Genomic DNA, 15,858 nt, shown 5'->3' with positions numbered 1-15,858 from the left:
TTAGCGTGGTTTCAGAGTGGCGATAAGAAAGTCTTTCGAACTTTCCACCTTGCTCTGCTGAATAGCGGCAGCGGGATCGACATGCTTCGGACAAACTTCCGAGCAATAGCCGACAAAAGTGCAGCTCCACACGCCGTTCTGGCTGTTCAGTTGCCCCATACGCTCTGCTTTACCCTTATCGCGGTTGTCCAGATTGTAGCGATGCGCCAGCGTGATCGCCGCCGGGCCGATGAACTCAGGGTTCAGGCCAAACTGAGGACACGCGGCGTAGCACAAACCACAGTTGATGCAGCCAGAGAACTGGTGATATTTCGCCATTTGCGCCGGTGTCTGTTTCCCCGGACCCTGATCGGGCGTACGCGTATTGCCGATGACATAAGGCTTAATGGCTTCGAGGCTCTCGATAAAGTGGGTCATGTCGACCACCAGATCGCGCTCGATTGGGAAGTTCGCCAGCGCTTCCACCTTCATCCCTTTCTCGTAGTCGCGCAGGAAGGTCTTACAGGCCAGTTTGGGCACCTTGTTGACCATCATCCCGCATGAGCCGCAAATCGCCATACGGCACGACCAGCGATAGCTCAGGTCAGGCGCAAGGTTGTCTTTGATATAGCTCAGCGCGTCGAGCAGCGAGGTTGCTTCGTCGTAAGGCACATCGTAGAAGGCGCTGTGCGGTGCGTTGTCCACTTCCGGGTTATAGCGCACGATTTCGACTTTTAGATTTTTCATCTCAGCCATTGTTCGTCTCCTTCTTCTCGGTCGTTTCCGCCTCTGCGCCGTAAACACGTTTTGCTGGTGGCAGCGTGGTGATTTTCACGTCGCTGTATTCCAGCCGTGTTGCGCCGTCAGCGTCACGGAAGGCAAGAGTATGCTTGAGGAAGTTGACGTCATCGCGTTCAGTACAGCCTTCATCCAGACGTTGATGGGCACCGCGGGATTCTTTACGCGCCAGTGCGGAGTGCGCCATACATTCCGCCACGTTCAGACCGTGACCCAGTTCAATGGTGTAAAGCACATCCGTGTTGAAGACGCTGGAGGTATCGGTGATACGCACGCGTTTAAAGCGTTCCTGCAGCTCCGCCAGTTTATCCACGGTTTTCTGCATCAGCTCCGGCGTACGGTAGATACCGCAGCCTTCTTCCATGGATTCGCCCATCTCATCGCGGATTTTCGCCCAGCTTTCGTTACCCTGCTGGTTAACCAGCGCTTTCAGACGCTGTTCGACATCCGCCGCCTGCGCATTCAGCGCATCGTCATTTGCACGGCTTGCGGTAGCAGAACGTTCCATTGCGCGTTCACCGGCCAGGCGACCAAAGACCACCAGTTCCGCCAGTGAGTTCGAACCAAGGCGGTTGGCGCCGTGCAGGCCGACAGAAGAACACTCGCCCACCGCAAACAGCCCGGTGATACGGGATTCGCAGTTCTGGTCGGTTTCGATGCCGCCCATGGTGTAGTGTGCTGTTGGACGCACAGGAATCGGCTCTTTGATCGGATCGACCCCGACATAGGCTTTCGCCAGCTCGCAGATAAACGGCAGACGTTCCTTGATCTTTTTCTCGCCAAGATGACGCAGGTCGAGGTGCACCACATCGCCGCGCGGCGTGGAGATAGTGTTGCCTTTGCGCCATTCATGCCAGAAGGCTTGCGACACTTTATCGCGCGGGCCCAGCTCCATATATTTGTTTTTCGGTTCGCCCAACGGCGTTTCCGGCCCCATGCCGTAATCCTGCAAATAGCGGTAGCCGTTTTTGTTGACGAGGATCCCGCCTTCACCGCGGCAGCCTTCCGTCATCAGAATGCCGGAACCGGGCAGACCGGTCGGGTGATACTGCACAAATTCCATATCACGCAGCGGTACACCGTGCGCCAGCGCCATGCCCATACCGTCGCCGGTGACAATGCCGCCATTGGTGTTGTAACGGTATACGCGGCCCGCACCGCCCGTTGCCATTACCACGGCATTCGCACGGATTTGCACCAGGGTGCCTTCCATCATGTTCATCGCTACCAGGCCGCGAGCATGGTTGTCGTCGACCAGAATATCCAGCACAAAGTGTTCATCGAAGCGTTGGATTTGCGGAAACTGAAGGGAGGTTTGAAACAGCGTATGCAACATGTGGAAGCCGGTTTTATCGGCCGCGAACCAGGTGCGTTCGATCTTCATCCCGCCGAAGCGGCGCACGTTGACCGAACCGTCGGGACGGCGACTCCACGGACAACCCCATTGTTCAAGTTGGGTCATCTCTGTCGGGCAATGGTGCACAAAATAGTCGACGACATCCTGTTCGCAAAGCCAGTCACCGCCAGCAACGGTATCGTGGAAATGGTACTCGAAGCTGTCATGATCCTGGGCGACGGCGGCAGAGCCGCCTTCTGCAGCAACCGTATGGCTGCGCATGGGATAGACTTTTGAAATCAGTGCGATTTTAGCGTTAGGGTTGGCTTGCGCCGCAGCGATCGCGGTTCGTAATCCTGCTCCGCCTGCGCCAATCACAGCGATATCGGCTTGAAAGGTTTGCACGACATTCCTCCAGATTATTGTTGTTCCGCAACGATAAGCCTGAAGCGCTTGAGGTAGTTGCGGAAATGTTCCACTGCTCCTTTTTGGGTAAGCGCAGTATAACCGTAGGGATGGAAAGGAAATTTGATGTGTTCGATTTTTTTGCCGTTCTTTAGTGTGATGCATCATCGATATTGACAGATATCACCACATAAACGCCCCTCATTATTTATAGACGACATAAGTGAAAATTTTTTGTGCAAAATTTGTCTCTGCGGATCGATGCGGGTAGACTTCGTGCCCTTGTCTGAATTCGGAGAAAGCACCATGAGCGAGACGGCAACCTGGCAGCCGAGCGCATCCATCCCTAATCTATTGAAACGAGCAGCAATTATGGCTGAGATCCGGCGTTTCTTCGTCGATCGCGGCGTGCTCGAGGTGGAAACGCCCTGTATGAGCCAGGCAACGGTAACAGACATTCATCTGTTTCCGTTTGAAACCCGTTTTGTCGGACCGGGCCACTCTCAGGGGCTGAATCTCTATCTGATGACCAGCCCGGAATACCATATGAAGCGCTTGCTGGCTGCGGGTTGCGGGCCGGTATTCCAGTTGTGCAGAAGCTTTCGTAACGAAGAAATGGGGCGTCATCACAACCCGGAATTCACCATGCTTGAGTGGTATCGTCCGCATTACGATATGTACCGCTTAATGAATGAAGTGGATGATTTATTGCAGCAGGTGCTGGAGTGCCAGGCTGCGGAATCGATCTCTTATCAACAGGCGTTCCAGCGTTATCTGGACGTGGATCCACTCTCTGCCGATAAAACCCAACTGCGCGAAGTGGCGGCAAAGCTTGACCTGAGCAATATTGCCGACACGGAAGAAGACCGCGATACGCTGCTGCAACTGCTGTTTACAATGGGCGTGGAGCCGCAGATCGGTAAAGATCGTCCGACATTTGTTTACCACTTCCCGGCAAGTCAGGCTGCACTGGCGCAGATCAGTACCGAAGATCACCGCGTTGCTGAGCGTTTCGAGGTGTACTTCAAGGGAATTGAGCTGGCGAATGGTTTCCATGAACTCACCGACGCACGCGAGCAGCAGCAGCGTTTCGAGCAGGATAACCGCAAACGTGCGGCGCGTGGTCTGCCGCAGCAGCCGGTGGATGTGAATCTGCTGGAAGCACTGAAGGCGGGCCTGCCAGACTGTTCCGGCGTAGCGCTGGGCGTTGATCGTCTGGTAATGCTGGCGTTGCAGGCAGAAAGCCTGGCGGATGTTATTGCTTTTACCGTCGACCGGGCGTAACTGCTTTTTCGGGCCAGGGTTGAGAGATGCCTGTGTTCCCCTTGGCTTGCATTTATTCCCTTTAACATGGCGCTGAAAAGAGTGATATTCAGTGCTGGCTTCGATGGCGAGTGTTTCGGGGAATGAGGTGAGCAGAAAAGGGTGGATAGCTGGCTTAATCTGGTTCTGTTTCAGTATTGTCCTGATCCTGCTCTTATCCGTTCAGGATAAAGAGTGGCTTATTGACGGGAAAAATATAAAAAACATATGTGATTTAAAGGCATATGTCGAAAGTGAGGATATCCATGATGCCGGGATAGCCATTACGATCCCACTGTTTTTTCCGTTTGTTTATCTGTTAGTTTGGAAAAAACAGCATCATGGGTTCCTGTACCTGACTCTCTTCTCCATTTTTGCTTTCTGGTTGTGGCGTTTTTTCTTGCGTTATCAGTTTTGCCTGTAACCACCAGTCATCAATGTGATATCGCCGGGTGGAAGCGATAACCTTACCCGGCCTGGCAGGCACCTCGGGTGCCTGTTCTGCAAGCCGGGCAAGCATCGTGCCATCAGGCGCTGAATATTCTGCTCTACAAACTGCCCGCTGGCCTGCTGTTTTTACCTGCTGATGTCAGCGTACGCGCAGTGCGTTTACCGTCGAGACTTTCAAGGCGCATCTGGAACGGTGGGAACGGCAAATCAATGCCGTGCTCACGGAAGCCGGCCAGAATCAGCTGGTGGATTTCGTGGCGCAATGGCATACGGTGTCCCATCTCCGCAGCGTAAATACGCAGTTCAAACAGTTGCAGCCCTTGTTGCAGATCGACCAGGAACACTTCCGGTGCCGGGTTATCAATCACCAGCGAGCAGCGTGCGGCCGCAGTGTAAAGGATCTGCGTGACCTCTTCGCTGTTAGCATCCGCTGGCGCTGGAACCGTCAGCACCACGCGGGTCACAGAGTCCGACAGCGACCAGTTGATAAACTGCTCGGTGATAAAAGCCTTGTTCGGCACGATGATCTCTTTGCGATCCCAGTCGCTGATAGTCGTGGCGCGGGTGTTGATCTTTGTGATGCTACCGGTCAGATCGCGGATCGTCACGGTGTCGCCGATGCGGATCGGTTTTTCAAACAAAATGATCAAACCGGAGATAAAGTTGGCGAAGATCTCCTGCAAACCAAAGCCGAGACCGACACCCAGCGCTGCGACCAGCCACTGCAGTTTTGCCCACTCGATACCGATCATCGAGAAACCCACCAGCCCGCCAAACAGCATCAACAGATATTTGGTAATGGTGGTAATGGCATAACCGGTGCCAGGTGTGAGTTCAAGGTGCTGCAACAGCGCCAGTTCCAGCAACGCCGGGAGGTTACGCACCAGTTGTGTGGTAATGATAAACACCAGAATGGCAATCAGTACCGCGCCCAGCGTAATCGGCTCGAGACTTTCCACGCCTTGCACGGTCGAGGTCACGTCCCACAGCGTGATATTTTCAAGGAAGCCGAAAGCAGAATGAATTTCCGACCACAGCACTATGACCGACAGTAATGCGATCAGCATCAAAATAGAGCGCACCAGTCGCAAGGACTGCACGCTAATGGCATCAAGATCGACCTCTGCCTCATCGACATCGGCAACCCCTTCAGTGCTGGTCTGATGCGGCGGCTCATCTTCGCCGCGTGCACGCTGGGCGAGAATTTCCGCGCGGCGGTGACGGGCGCGTTCGAAGGCCAGGCGACGGCGCTGGATCAGCATCCAGCGACGGATGATGTGATAAACCACCAGCAGCAGGAACCAGATGGCAACGGAGGTTTCCAGTCTGGCCAACAGCGCCTGCGACGTGGCCAGATAGCCGATGGAGGCTGCGAGAATGGCAATCAACGGCGCACTCATCAGCAGGTTCCACAGCAGGCGGTTTGGCATATTGTCGCTGCTGCCAGCTTTATCCACGTACAACGGGATCCCGGCGCGTTTCAGGCTCAGTGTGACCAGCGCCAGTGCGCCGCAGATAAGAATAAAACAGAGCCTGCCCAGCGAACCGGAGAACTCCCGATCGTTGAGGTTATCAAACATGATCAGCGCCATGATCAACGGTACGATCAGGCCAATGCTCATCAGGTAATAACGCATACCGCGCGCGACGCGATTGCGCGGCCAGCCAAAGTGCGCGACGAACAAGCCGGTAGGGCGGGCAAAAGTGGCACAAATCATCACTACCCACAGCAATGGCACCGTCGCAGTTACGCCGTCGCCAACGGCGACGGCCAGGGGATAAGGCCAGGCTTCCTGTAGACCATAACCCAGCGTTGCCCATAGCACCGGCAAAGGCGAGGCGACGAGAATGGACCAGAACACTGTACGCATAGTGAGCCAGAAGTGATCCTGGGTGACTTTGCCCACACGGGCGCTGGAGCGCTCCAGGAAACGGGTAAAATGCCGGCGTGAGTAAATGCTGAATCCCACCAGTATCAAGGCACCAAACAGTGGGAACAACGTCTCTTTGCTGGTGAGCATCATCACGCTGGCCTTGCCTAACTGGCTGGCGGTATCCAGCGACAGCAGGCGGCGCAGATCCTGGACGATTTCAATCGGCCATGCGAAGGTGACCGGACTGACATCCGCCGTCCAGAACAGATAGCGGTGGGTCGCTTCGTTCACCTCTTTCAGCGCATCTTCCAACTGGCTATTAGAAACTTTCAGCTTGGTCAGCTCAAGGATCAGTGTATCGCCGCCCTGCAACAACGAATTCAACAGTTCGCGCTGAGTACGCAGCTGTGCTTCCAGAATACGATTCTGCTCGTTTGTGAGCGGTTGGCCGTCCGCCTGGCGAATTTGCCGTAGTTGTGGTTGCTTGTTCAGCAGATCCTCGTAACGCATGCGGTGCACGCGCAACTGCGCCATTTCGGTGTCCAGTTGCTGCGGTTTGGGCATTTCTGGTAAACGGGCAACCTGTGCGCGCAATGCTTCACCGAGCATATTTGATGCGCCCAGCCATTGGGATTGTTCACGCAGCGTATTGAGCGCCTGGCGCACCTGCAATGTCTGCCCGGTAGCCTGGCGCTGCTGAGACGCCACCAGATCCATGCGCTGCGCCTGTTGGTTAAGCGCCTGCGACAGCTCCCGGTTGATTCGGAACTGTTCAACGATACCGACAGGAAGATTATCGCTGTTCTCTGCCAGAAGTTCGGTGCTTTCCAGCGCCTGCTCTGCTTCACGCTGACGCTGGCTATTAAGCTGATTGCGCAAGGCTTGCAAATAAGTATCCAGTTGCTGGCTCTGTTTTTGCGCCAGCTCGGAACGCATGCGCGACAACTCCTGGCGGTTATTGGCCGACAGTTGCGCCAGTTCCAGTTCATCCACCAGCGCTTTCAGTTTCGCCGATTCTGCCTGTGCGCTGAGATTCTGCGCCTGCGCCAGCGGCGTTGTCGCATTTTGCGCCCCCAGGCGGCGTTCCACTTCGGTTACCTGCCGACGGGCGTCGGTTTGCTGCTGCGGAAGCTGGTTTAAGGAATCACTGATTTCCCGCGCACGCTCTTGTTCCTGCTGTGCCTGACGCGTTTTCTCCAGTAACTGGCTGCTGACTTGCAGGATCTCCTGGTTCAGCGCGTCACTGCTCATGCCCGCCGGGACGGATTTAGGCTCGTCGCGCAGGTTATCCAGTTGAGAACGCAGAGTGCGGGAAAGTTTAGGAAAATTATCAATAACGTGTTGGTATTGTTGAGCGCGCTCAAGTGAACCTTTACGTTCTTCGAGCGCGTTAAGTGCAGCCTGGAGCAGCTCCACGGTTTCAGCCTGGTCGGGCGTGTTCTTCGCCGCTTTGGCTTGCTCCAGTTCCTGCGTAATTTGTCTGGCATCGGGGGCCGATGCCGCCATGGCCCCCAGGCTGAGGCACCAGGCCATCAGAAATGTGATAATCAGGCGCACATCAGTCTTCCTGTTTGTGGATTAACCTTCGTCTTTCTTATCGTCTACCAGCGGGCTGGCGTCGTGTTCGGCGTTGATTTCCGCTTCCGACAAAGGGGCCTGTTCGGTTTCGACAGGGGCGAACGTTTCGGTGGACACCGCCAGCGGCTGACCGATTTTGGTGACCGACAGACTTTGCAACTGTTCTGCCAGTGCCACTTTGCCCGGCGCAAACAGGTTAATCACGGTGGAACCCAGTTTGAAGCGGCCCATTTCCTGGCCTTTCAGCAATGCGATGGCGCCTTCGCTTTCGCCAGCAGGCCAGGTCCAGCGCTTGATGATCCCTTCGCGCGGCGGCGTAATCGTACCGGCCCAAACGGTCTCAATGCTGCCGACAATGGTCGCGCCAACGAGAATTTGCGCCATCGGACCGAACTCGGTATCAAACAGGCAGATTACGCGTTCGTTACGGGCAAACAGGTTCGGCACGTTTTGCGCTGTCAGGTGGTTAACGGAGAAGAGATCGCCTGGGACGTAAATCATCTCGCGCAGAATACCGTTACACGGCATATGAACTCGGTGATAGTCGCGCGGAGAGAGATAGGTGGTGACAAAGCTGCCGTTACGGAACAGATCGGCCATCAGGTAGTTGCCTGCCAGCAGGGCTTCAAGGCTGTAGTTATGGCCTTTGGCCTGCAGGATCTTATCTTCTTCGATAGCGCCAAGCTGGCTCACCACGCCGTCTGCCGGCATCACCAGCACATTAGGATCGGTATTCAGCGGGCGAACGTCGTCGCGCAACGGGCGTACAAAAAAGTCATTAAAGGTGCGGTAGCTGGCGGTATCGGGCTTCTGCGCCTCTTTCATATCGACCTTGTAGTATTTCACAAACAGATCGATAACCAGTTTGGTCAGCCAGCCCGCGCGTTTGCTTGCGCCCCAGCCCGCCAGGCGAGTGAGCCACAGTTTCGGCAGAATGTATTGAAGCGAAAGTTTAAATGCGTTTAACAAGGTAGCCTCCAGGCCATTGTTTTTTGTCGTTCCTGATCCGCCGCCGGGCGCCGGATCCTTTTCTAAAAAGGGGACGATTTTAACGATGCATAGCTTAGTTGTCAGTCATCTGATTCAGAAAAGCTTTTACGCGTTTTTACCTGTGACATGCTTTCCAGGATGCGGTGATAATTTTCGAAACGGCTTTCAGCAATTTCGCCTTTTTCGACCGCTTCGCGAATGGCGCAACCCGGATCCGTATCATGTTTGCAATCCCGGTATTTGCACTGGCCCAGATAGTCATGGAATTCGACAAAACCGTTGAAAATTTGTTCCGATTCAAGGTGCCAGAGTCCAAATTCGCGAACGCCCGGAGAATCAATCACATCGCCGCCGTGCGGGAAGTGATAAAGACGTGCGGCTGTGGTGGTGTGTTGCCCGAGACCGGAGACGTCGGAAACGTCGTTGGTGAGGATCTGCTCCTCATGTAAACCGAGCAGTGTGTTAAGCAGGCTCGATTTCCCCACGCCGGACTGCCCGGCAAAGATGCTGATGCGGTTGGTCAGCGCCTCAATCAGCGGATTAAGCCCATTCTGTGCATGACTTGAGACCATGAGTACGCGATAGCCGATATTGCGGTAGATATCCATCTGCTCATTGACGAAATCCATGCCGTCCTCGTCCAACAGATCGATTTTGTTCAGCACGATCAGGGGCTCAACCTGTAAGGCTTCGCAGGCGACAAGGTATCGATCGATAATATTCAGCGACAGTTCTGGCAGGATCGCCGACACCACAACAATCTGATCAATATTGGCGGCGATGGGTTTTACGCCATCATAAAAATCGGGGCGCGTAAGCACCGTAGTGCGTGCGTGTACGGCTTCCACAATGCCTTTTACTGTAACGCCTTCCGCCGCTTCTTTGCCAGGACGCCAGACCACCCGGTCGCCGGTGACCAGTGAACGGATCGTGCGACGAATATTACAGCGATGCACTGCGCCGTCAGCGGATTCCACATCGGCGTGCATGCCAAAGCGGCTGATCACAACGCCTTCGGACGGATCGCCGAACAGGTTGTCATCATAGTCAGCTTTCTCCGTAGAGGTTTTCAGCCGGCGCTGGTGGTTCTCTTTAACGCGGCGTTGCTGCCCTTTGGAGAGTTTATTTTTACTCAATCGTGCTGGCTCCTGGTCGCCCTGGATGGGCAAAACAACTATGATACACGCAATTCTAGATGAATATAGTTACGCGAGAAGGGTGGAAAATAGCATGAGCGCAAATGAAAACAACCTCATTTGGATCGATCTGGAGATGACGGGGTTAGATCCCGAGCGCGATCGCATTATTGAAATCGCGACGCTGGTGACCGATGCAAACCTGAATATTCTGGCGGAAGGCCCGGTGATTGCAGTGCATCAAACCGACGCACAACTGGCATTAATGGATGACTGGAACGTACGCACCCATACCGGTAGCGGGTTAGTGGATCGTGTGAAGGCCAGTCAACTGGATGATCGCGCCGCGGAACTGGCCACTATTGCGTTCTTAAAAGAGTGGGTGCCAGCGGGAAAATCGCCCATTTGCGGCAACAGCATCGGCCAGGATCGACGTTTCCTGTTTAAGTACATGCCGGAGCTGGAGGCGTACTTCCATTATCGCTACCTGGACGTTAGCACGCTGAAAGAGCTGGCTCGTCGCTGGAAACCGGAAGTGCTGGAAGGACTGAAAAAACAGAATACACATCAGGCGCTGGACGATATTCGCGAATCCGTGGCTGAGTTGGCCTGGTATCGCGAACATTTTATTAAGTTGTAATGTTCATGCTTGCAGGGCCGTTTTTTTTGTTGGCCCTGCAAGCCAGTGCTGGCGTGGGTTTGCTGTAAAAGTGTGCGTTTTGTCGATTAAAGCAGCATTCAAACAAAAAAAGCGAAAATTTGCTTTCAGGGGCTTGCAGCAGGAAGGATTTCTCGTATAATGCGCCTCCCGTGAAGACACAGAAATGTGAAACACGGCATCACGAAATTTCAGTAAAAATGAGTTCTAACGTACTGAAAAATCGATGATAAGCGGGAATAGCTCAGTTGGTAGAGCACGACCTTGCCAAGGTCGGGGTCGCGAGTTCGAGTCTCGTTTCCCGCTCCAAAATTTGAAATGCACCATCCAAATTTACTGGTTCCGGCAATGAAGCTGAAACCGGATAAATATGCGGGAATAGCTCAGTTGGTAGAGCACGACCTTGCCAAGGTCGGGGTCGCGAGTTCGAGTCTCGTTTCCCGCTCCAAATTTGAAATGCCGAAAGGCACGCACCATCCAGATTTACTGGTTCCGGCAAGCAAGCTGGCCCAGATAAGTACGCGGGAATAGCTCAGTTGGTAGAGCACGACCTTGCCAAGGTCGGGGTCGCGAGTTCGAGTCTCGTTTCCCGCTCCAAATTTTCACATCAAATAATTATCCACAGCGGAAAGCTTCGCTGGGGACGTTTTTTATTTCCCTCAGGAAAGCGTTGTGAACAGACTTATCCACAGGGCCGCCTTTCATTCGCAACATAATAGTTACTTCGATGGGTGAATGAATTTTTTTTAACCCACTGTAAAATAAAAACAAAATAACATCGCAAATTGTTAATGTGATCACTTGACGAATTTGTGGTCATTGAATCGCAATGTGTTTTTTATTTTATTCACAAGCTGTGGATGGCTCAGGCGTCGCGCGGCAGACCTTTTTCCACCACTCTGACCAGCCGCTGCTGTTTCGGCATTTGTACCTCAACGCGGCAGGCGTTTCGCTTCTCTTTTTGCTGCGCAATCGCCCACTGTATGTGTTCATCAAGAAGTGGGTGCTCACCAAGACGCTGCTCCAGCGCCTGAATATTGGCTTCTTCCCATGGGGCATTTCCCAGGGCAACGGCAATATTACGCAGCCAGCGTAAATGACCAATGCGTCGAATAGCCGACCCTTCCGTCACTTTCAGAAAATGTGCCTCGTCCCAGGCGAACAGATCGATCAACGCGGGCGCATGCAGTGCTTTACGCGGGCTGAAATCGTCCTCCTTGGTCAGTTGCGAGTAGCGATTCCAGGGGCAAATGAGTTGACAATCATCGCAACCATAGATGCGATTGCCGATCAAGGGGCGCAATGCTTCCGGAATGGCACCTTCCAGCTCAATCGTGAGATAAGAGATACAGCGGCGGGCATCGACAGTATACGGCTCGACAATGGCGCCGGTAGGGCAAATCGTCATGCACGCCACGCAACGCCCACAGCCCTCTTCCACCGGTTTATCGACAGGCAGGGGTAAATCAATCAGCAATTCACCCAGAAAGAAAAATGAGCCCGCATCGCGGCTTAAGATAAGTGAGTGCTTACCTGTCCAGCCAAGCCCGGCTTTTTCTGCCAGAGGGCGCTCAAGAACAGGCGCGGAATCAACAAAAGGTCTAAAATTGAGCGAAGCACATTGCTGCGAAATAGTCTCGCCGAGCTTTTTGAGCCGGTTACGCAGCAGCTTATGATAATCGCGGCCCAGCGCATAACGGCTGACATAGCCGAGCGTTGGGTTTTTCAGCGTGCTGGCGAAAGCGGCGTTCGCAGGAAGGTAGTTCATGCGCACGCTGATTACGCGCAGCGTGCCGGGGAGAAGCTCGTGGGGGCGGGCGCGCATCATTCCGTGACGTGCCATCCACTCCATCTCGCCATGATATTGTTTATCCAGCCACGCCTGTAGCTTTGGTTCGCTGGCGCTGAGATCGGTATCGGTAATACCGACATGCTGAAAACCCAGTTCAGAGCCCCACTGTTTGATTTGTTGCGCTAAATAATTGAGATCGAGGGGCTGTGACATGACGGACCATAAAAATGAAGAAAATCGCAGCAAGTATACCACACTCCATCTGGCCTGCTGAGGACCTTAAACGCGCCGAAAAAGAGGCGGCGGACAGCTTCGGTATTACGCTTTATGAGCTGATGTTACGTGCTGGCGAGGCCGCTTTTACTGTGGCCCGGCAGCAGTATCCCGATACGCGTTGCTGGTTGGTGCTTTGTGGGCACGGCAATAACGGCGGCGATGGTTATGTGGTCGCCAGGCTTGCCGCCGCGGCGGGCATACAAGTGACATTGCTGGCGCTGGAGAGCAACAAACCACTACCGGAAGAGGCCGCGCAGGCGCGGGATGCCTGGCTTAATGCTGGCGGCGTGATCCATGCGCCGGACATTCTCTGGCCGGAACAGGTTGATTTAATTATCGATGGTCTGCTGGGAACCGGGCTTACCTGCGCGCCGCGCGACAATGTTGCCCAACTGATCGACCACGTAAACGCCCATCCGGCCCCCGTATTGGCGCTGGATATCCCCTCCGGGCTTAATGCTCAAACAGGTGCCGCGCCGGGCGCGGTGATTCATGCTCATCACACCCTCACCTTTATCGCGCTTAAACCTGGCTTATTGACGGGCAAAGCGCGGGATGTCGTAGGGCAACTTCATCATCATGCGCTGGGGCTGGAGTCCTGGTTAAACGGGCAAGAGACAGCATTAACCCGGTTTGATGCCAGCCAGCTTTGCCGCTGGTTTACGCCACGTCGCCCGACGTCACATAAAGGTGATCATGGGCGTCTGCTGATTATTGGCGGCGATCACGGTACCGCCGGAGCAATTCGTATGGCTGGCGAGGCAGCACTGCGCGCAGGCGCAGGCCTTGTGCGCGTGCTGACGCGCAGCGAAAATATTGCTCCGCTGCTAACCGCCCGCCCGGAATTGATGGTTCATGAACTGACCAGCGCCTCGATGGATGAGAGCCTGCAATGGGCGGATGTCGTGGTGATTGGTCCGGGACTTGGGCAGCAGGAGTGGGGCAAAAAAGCGCTACAAAAGGTAGAGAATTTCCGTAAACCGATGCTATGGGATGCGGATGCGTTGAACCTTCTGGCAATCAATCCCGATAAACGTCACAATCGCGTATTGACGCCGCATCCTGGTGAGGCTGCGCGTATGCTGAATTGCAGCGTGGCGGAGATCGAAAGCGATCGCTTGCTCGCCGCGCAGCGGCTGGTAAAACGTTATGCCGGTGTCGTTGTGCTGAAAGGCGCGGGTACCGTCATTGCAAATGCAGAGGGTGAAATGGGCATTGTCGATGCCGGTAACGCTGGTATGGCGAGCGGCGGCATGGGGGATGTTTTGTCCGGTATTATTGGCGCGCTACTCGGGCAGAAGTTGACGCCCTGGGATGCAGCCTGTGCGGGATGTGTTGCTCATGGCGCTGCGGCTGACAGGCTGGCGGCGCAATTCGGTATGCGCGGTATGCTGGCAACCGATCTTTTTACGGCGCTTTGGCGTGTTGTTAACCCGGATGTAGTTGATACAAAAGATGATTAATCGAGTTATTCCTTTACCTGATGAGCAAGCGACACTGGATCTCGGCACGCGTGTGGCGCAGGCCTGCACCGGTGCGACGGTGATTTATCTGTATGGCGATCTCGGCGCGGGTAAGACTACCTTCAGCCGGGGATTTTTACAGGCTCTTGGTCATCACGGGAATGTCAAAAGCCCGACCTATACCCTCGTTGAGCCGTACACGCTCGATTCGCTGACGGTGTACCACTTCGACCTGTATCGCCTTGCGGATCCGGAGGAACTGGAATTTATGGGCATCCGCGATTATTTTGCCAATGATGCCATTTGTCTGGTTGAGTGGCCGCAGCAAGGTGCGGGTGTACTGCCTGATCCGGATGTTGAAATCCATTTAGATTACCAGGCTCAGGGGCGTGAGGCGCGCATTCGCGCGGTATCCTCATCTGGCGATTCGTTACTGGCGCGTATGGCCGGTTGACAGGAAGGATAACGTGATGATCTCTCGCGTTAAAAGTTGGTTGGCGGCTGCGTTATTACTGCTTTGTACGCAGGCGGGGGCTGCAAGCCTGGCGGATATTCAGGTGTCCAACGGCGACAGCCAGGCGCGTATCACTTTCAGCTTTATGGGCGATCCTGAATATGCGTTTACGCAGCAGGATAAGCGCAGCGTCGCGCTGGATATCAAACAGACGGGCATTATCCAGGGTTTGCCGCTGCAGTTTAGCGGCAATAATCTGGTCAAAAGTATCCGTGCCGGGACGGCGAAAGATAATCAGTCGATCCGTCTGGTGGTGGATTTAACGCAAAATGGCAAAACCCGGGCGGTGAAACAGCAAAGCGGCGCGGGCTACAACGTGGTCTTTACGATTGATGCCGATGTGCCGCCACCGCCGCCACCGCCTAAAGCGGTGGTGCAGCGTAACGATACGCCGGTTTTTACCTCTCGCCCTGCGCAGCCTTCAACGCCTGCGCGCAATCCGTTTAAAGCGGAAAACGATCGCATTACTAGCGTGACCAGCAGTAATACGGTGACCCGCCCGGCGGTACAGACGCGCACTGCATCCGGTGACAAAGTGGTTATCGCCATTGATGCCGGACACGGTGGTCAGGATCCTGGTGCGATTGGCGCTGGCGGAACGCAAGAGAAAAACGTGACCATCTCCATCGCCCGTAAACTGCGCGCGTTGTTGAATGATGACCCGATGTTCAAACCGGTGATGACGCGCGACGGGGACTACTTTATTTCGGTGATGGGGCGTTCCGATGTGGCGCGTAAGCAGAATGCGAATTTCCTGGTTTCTATCCATGCGGACGCCGCACCAAATCGCGATGCAACCGGCGCGTCGGTATGGGTATTGTCAAACCGCCGAGCGAACAGCGAAATGGCGGGCTGGCTGGAGCAGCATGAGAAACAATCGGAACTGTTGGGCGGTGCAGGGGATGTGCTGGCCAATAGCCAGTCGGATCCCTACCTGAGCCAGGCGGTGCTGGATTTACAATTCGGCCATTCCCAGCGCGTCGGTTATGATGTCGCCACCAGTATGCTGGGTCAGCTTGAGCGTGTGGGTGCGTTACATAAGCGTCGCCCGGAACACGCAAGCTTAGGTGTGCTGCGCTCCCCGGATATCCCTTCTGTGCTGGTTGAAACGGGTTTTATCAGTAATTCTGCAGAAGAGCGATTGTTGGGAAGCGACAATTACCAACAACAGATCGCTGAAGCAATATACGGCGGTCTGCGTAACTATTTCCTCGCACATCCGTTGCAGTCTGCGCCACAAAGCGGAGGCGGGCAGACAGCCAGCGCCGCGGCACCTGCGAACGGTCTGCTTAACTAAGGATATTTTC

General features: G+C 54.7%; 11 protein-coding genes, 3 tRNA genes and 1 pseudogene. 9 read left to right on the top strand and 6 right to left on the bottom strand.

The window, feature by feature from the left end:
• Both O9K67_RS22415 and frdA read right to left on the bottom strand, forming a co-directional pair.
• The gene (locus tag O9K67_RS22415) at positions 1-735 is read right to left on the bottom strand and encodes a succinate dehydrogenase/fumarate reductase iron-sulfur subunit (protein WP_061498510.1); all 735 of its coding nucleotides are present in this window, start codon (positions 733-735) and stop codon (positions 1-3) included.
• Positions 728-2,518 (bottom strand): fumarate reductase (quinol) flavoprotein subunit, encoded by a 1,791-nt coding sequence (gene frdA / locus O9K67_RS22410; protein ID WP_061498508.1) that lies wholly within the window; start codon positions 2,516-2,518, stop codon positions 728-730. Before frdA ends, O9K67_RS22415 begins: the two co-directional genes overlap by 8 nt.
• A 306-nt stretch (positions 2,519-2,824) precedes the next feature.
• Between frdA and epmA the strand changes: the two genes are divergently transcribed.
• Both epmA and O9K67_RS22400 read left to right on the top strand, forming a co-directional pair.
• Entirely contained in the window at positions 2,825-3,802 is a 978-nt protein-coding gene (gene epmA / locus O9K67_RS22405; protein WP_061498506.1) for an elongation factor P--(R)-beta-lysine ligase, read from the top strand.
• A 103-nt stretch (positions 3,803-3,905) separates the two neighbouring features.
• Positions 3,906-4,244 (top strand): YjeO family protein, encoded by a 339-nt coding sequence (locus O9K67_RS22400; RefSeq protein WP_061498503.1) that lies wholly within the window; start codon positions 3,906-3,908, stop codon positions 4,242-4,244.
• A 124-nt stretch (positions 4,245-4,368) separates the two neighbouring features.
• Here the strand turns inward: O9K67_RS22400 and mscM are convergent, their stop codons facing one another.
• The 3 genes from mscM to rsgA form a co-directional block, all read right to left on the bottom strand.
• Complete coding sequence (mscM, locus tag O9K67_RS22395; RefSeq protein WP_061498501.1) at positions 4,369-7,701, bottom strand: miniconductance mechanosensitive channel MscM; 3,333 nt, start codon at positions 7,699-7,701, stop codon at positions 4,369-4,371.
• 21 nt (positions 7,702-7,722) lie between these two features.
• Entirely contained in the window at positions 7,723-8,691 is a 969-nt protein-coding gene (gene asd, locus O9K67_RS22390; protein ID WP_061498499.1) for an archaetidylserine decarboxylase, read from the bottom strand.
• 101 nt (positions 8,692-8,792) lie between these two features.
• Positions 8,793-9,848 (bottom strand): small ribosomal subunit biogenesis GTPase RsgA, encoded by a 1,056-nt coding sequence (gene rsgA, locus O9K67_RS22385; RefSeq protein ID WP_061498497.1) that lies wholly within the window; start codon positions 9,846-9,848, stop codon positions 8,793-8,795.
• A gap of 94 nt (positions 9,849-9,942) precedes the next feature.
• On the opposite strand from rsgA, the gene orn reads away from it, so the two are divergent.
• From orn to O9K67_RS22365, 4 genes are all read left to right on the top strand, one after another.
• The gene (orn, locus tag O9K67_RS22380; RefSeq protein ID WP_061498495.1) at positions 9,943-10,488 is read left to right on the top strand and encodes an oligoribonuclease; all 546 of its coding nucleotides are present in this window, start codon (positions 9,943-9,945) and stop codon (positions 10,486-10,488) included.
• Positions 10,489-10,739: 251 nt separating this feature from the next.
• Positions 10,740-10,815, top strand: a tRNA-Gly gene (locus tag O9K67_RS22375).
• Positions 10,816-10,878: 63 nt separating this feature from the next.
• Positions 10,879-10,954 (top strand) — tRNA-Gly (locus O9K67_RS22370).
• Between the two features lie 73 nt (positions 10,955-11,027).
• Positions 11,028-11,103 (top strand) — tRNA-Gly (locus O9K67_RS22365).
• A 268-nt stretch (positions 11,104-11,371) separates the two neighbouring features.
• On the opposite strand, the gene queG is transcribed toward O9K67_RS22365, so the two are convergent.
• The gene (queG, locus tag O9K67_RS22360) at positions 11,372-12,511 is read right to left on the bottom strand and encodes a tRNA epoxyqueuosine(34) reductase QueG (protein WP_061498492.1); all 1,140 of its coding nucleotides are present in this window, start codon (positions 12,509-12,511) and stop codon (positions 11,372-11,374) included.
• Here queG and nnr point away from each other — a divergent pair.
• The 3 genes and pseudogenes from nnr to amiB all read left to right on the top strand — a co-directional run bounded on the left by nnr (position 12,510) and on the right by amiB (position 15,848).
• Positions 12,510-14,037, top strand: a pseudogene (nnr, locus tag O9K67_RS22355) (bifunctional ADP-dependent NAD(P)H-hydrate dehydratase/NAD(P)H-hydrate epimerase). The gene queG and the pseudogene nnr sit on opposite strands and share 2 nt — an antisense overlap.
• Positions 14,030-14,491, top strand: a complete 462-nt coding sequence (tsaE, locus tag O9K67_RS22350) for a tRNA (adenosine(37)-N6)-threonylcarbamoyltransferase complex ATPase subunit type 1 TsaE (protein ID WP_061498475.1) — start codon at positions 14,030-14,032, stop codon at positions 14,489-14,491. The pseudogene nnr and the gene tsaE overlap by 8 nt, the downstream one beginning before the upstream one ends.
• A gap of 16 nt (positions 14,492-14,507) precedes the next feature.
• Positions 14,508-15,848 carry an N-acetylmuramoyl-L-alanine amidase AmiB gene (gene amiB, locus O9K67_RS22345; protein ID WP_061498472.1) on the top strand — a complete coding sequence of 447 codons (1,341 nt, stop codon included), beginning with the start codon at positions 14,508-14,510 and terminating at the stop codon, positions 15,846-15,848.
• Positions 15,849-15,858 lie beyond the last annotated feature (10 nt).

Source organism: Kosakonia oryzendophytica (genome assembly GCF_027886705.1).
Classification (GTDB): domain Bacteria; phylum Pseudomonadota; class Gammaproteobacteria; order Enterobacterales; family Enterobacteriaceae; genus Kosakonia; species Kosakonia oryzendophytica.
The sequence above is the reverse complement of the archived record's forward strand: the minus strand, read 5'-3'. Positions and strand labels throughout refer to the sequence as shown.

Bases quoted from the DNA above. Each gene is read 5' to 3' on its own strand.
- O9K67_RS22415 (WP_061498510.1), bottom strand. From the start codon at position 735: ATGGCTGAGATGAAAAATCTAAAAGTCGAAATCGTGCGCTATAACCCG.
- epmA (WP_061498506.1), top strand. From the start codon at position 2,825: ATGAGCGAGACGGCAACCTGGCAGCCGAGCGCATCCATCCCTAATCTA.
- O9K67_RS22400 (WP_061498503.1), top strand. From the start codon at position 3,906: ATGGCGAGTGTTTCGGGGAATGAGGTGAGCAGAAAAGGGTGGATAGCT.
- orn (WP_061498495.1), top strand. From the start codon at position 9,943: ATGAGCGCAAATGAAAACAACCTCATTTGGATCGATCTGGAGATGACG.
- queG (WP_061498492.1), bottom strand. From the start codon at position 12,511: ATGTCACAGCCCCTCGATCTCAATTATTTAGCGCAACAAATCAAACAG.
- tsaE (WP_061498475.1), top strand. From the start codon at position 14,030: ATGATTAATCGAGTTATTCCTTTACCTGATGAGCAAGCGACACTGGAT.
- amiB (WP_061498472.1), top strand. From the start codon at position 14,508: ATGATCTCTCGCGTTAAAAGTTGGTTGGCGGCTGCGTTATTACTGCTT.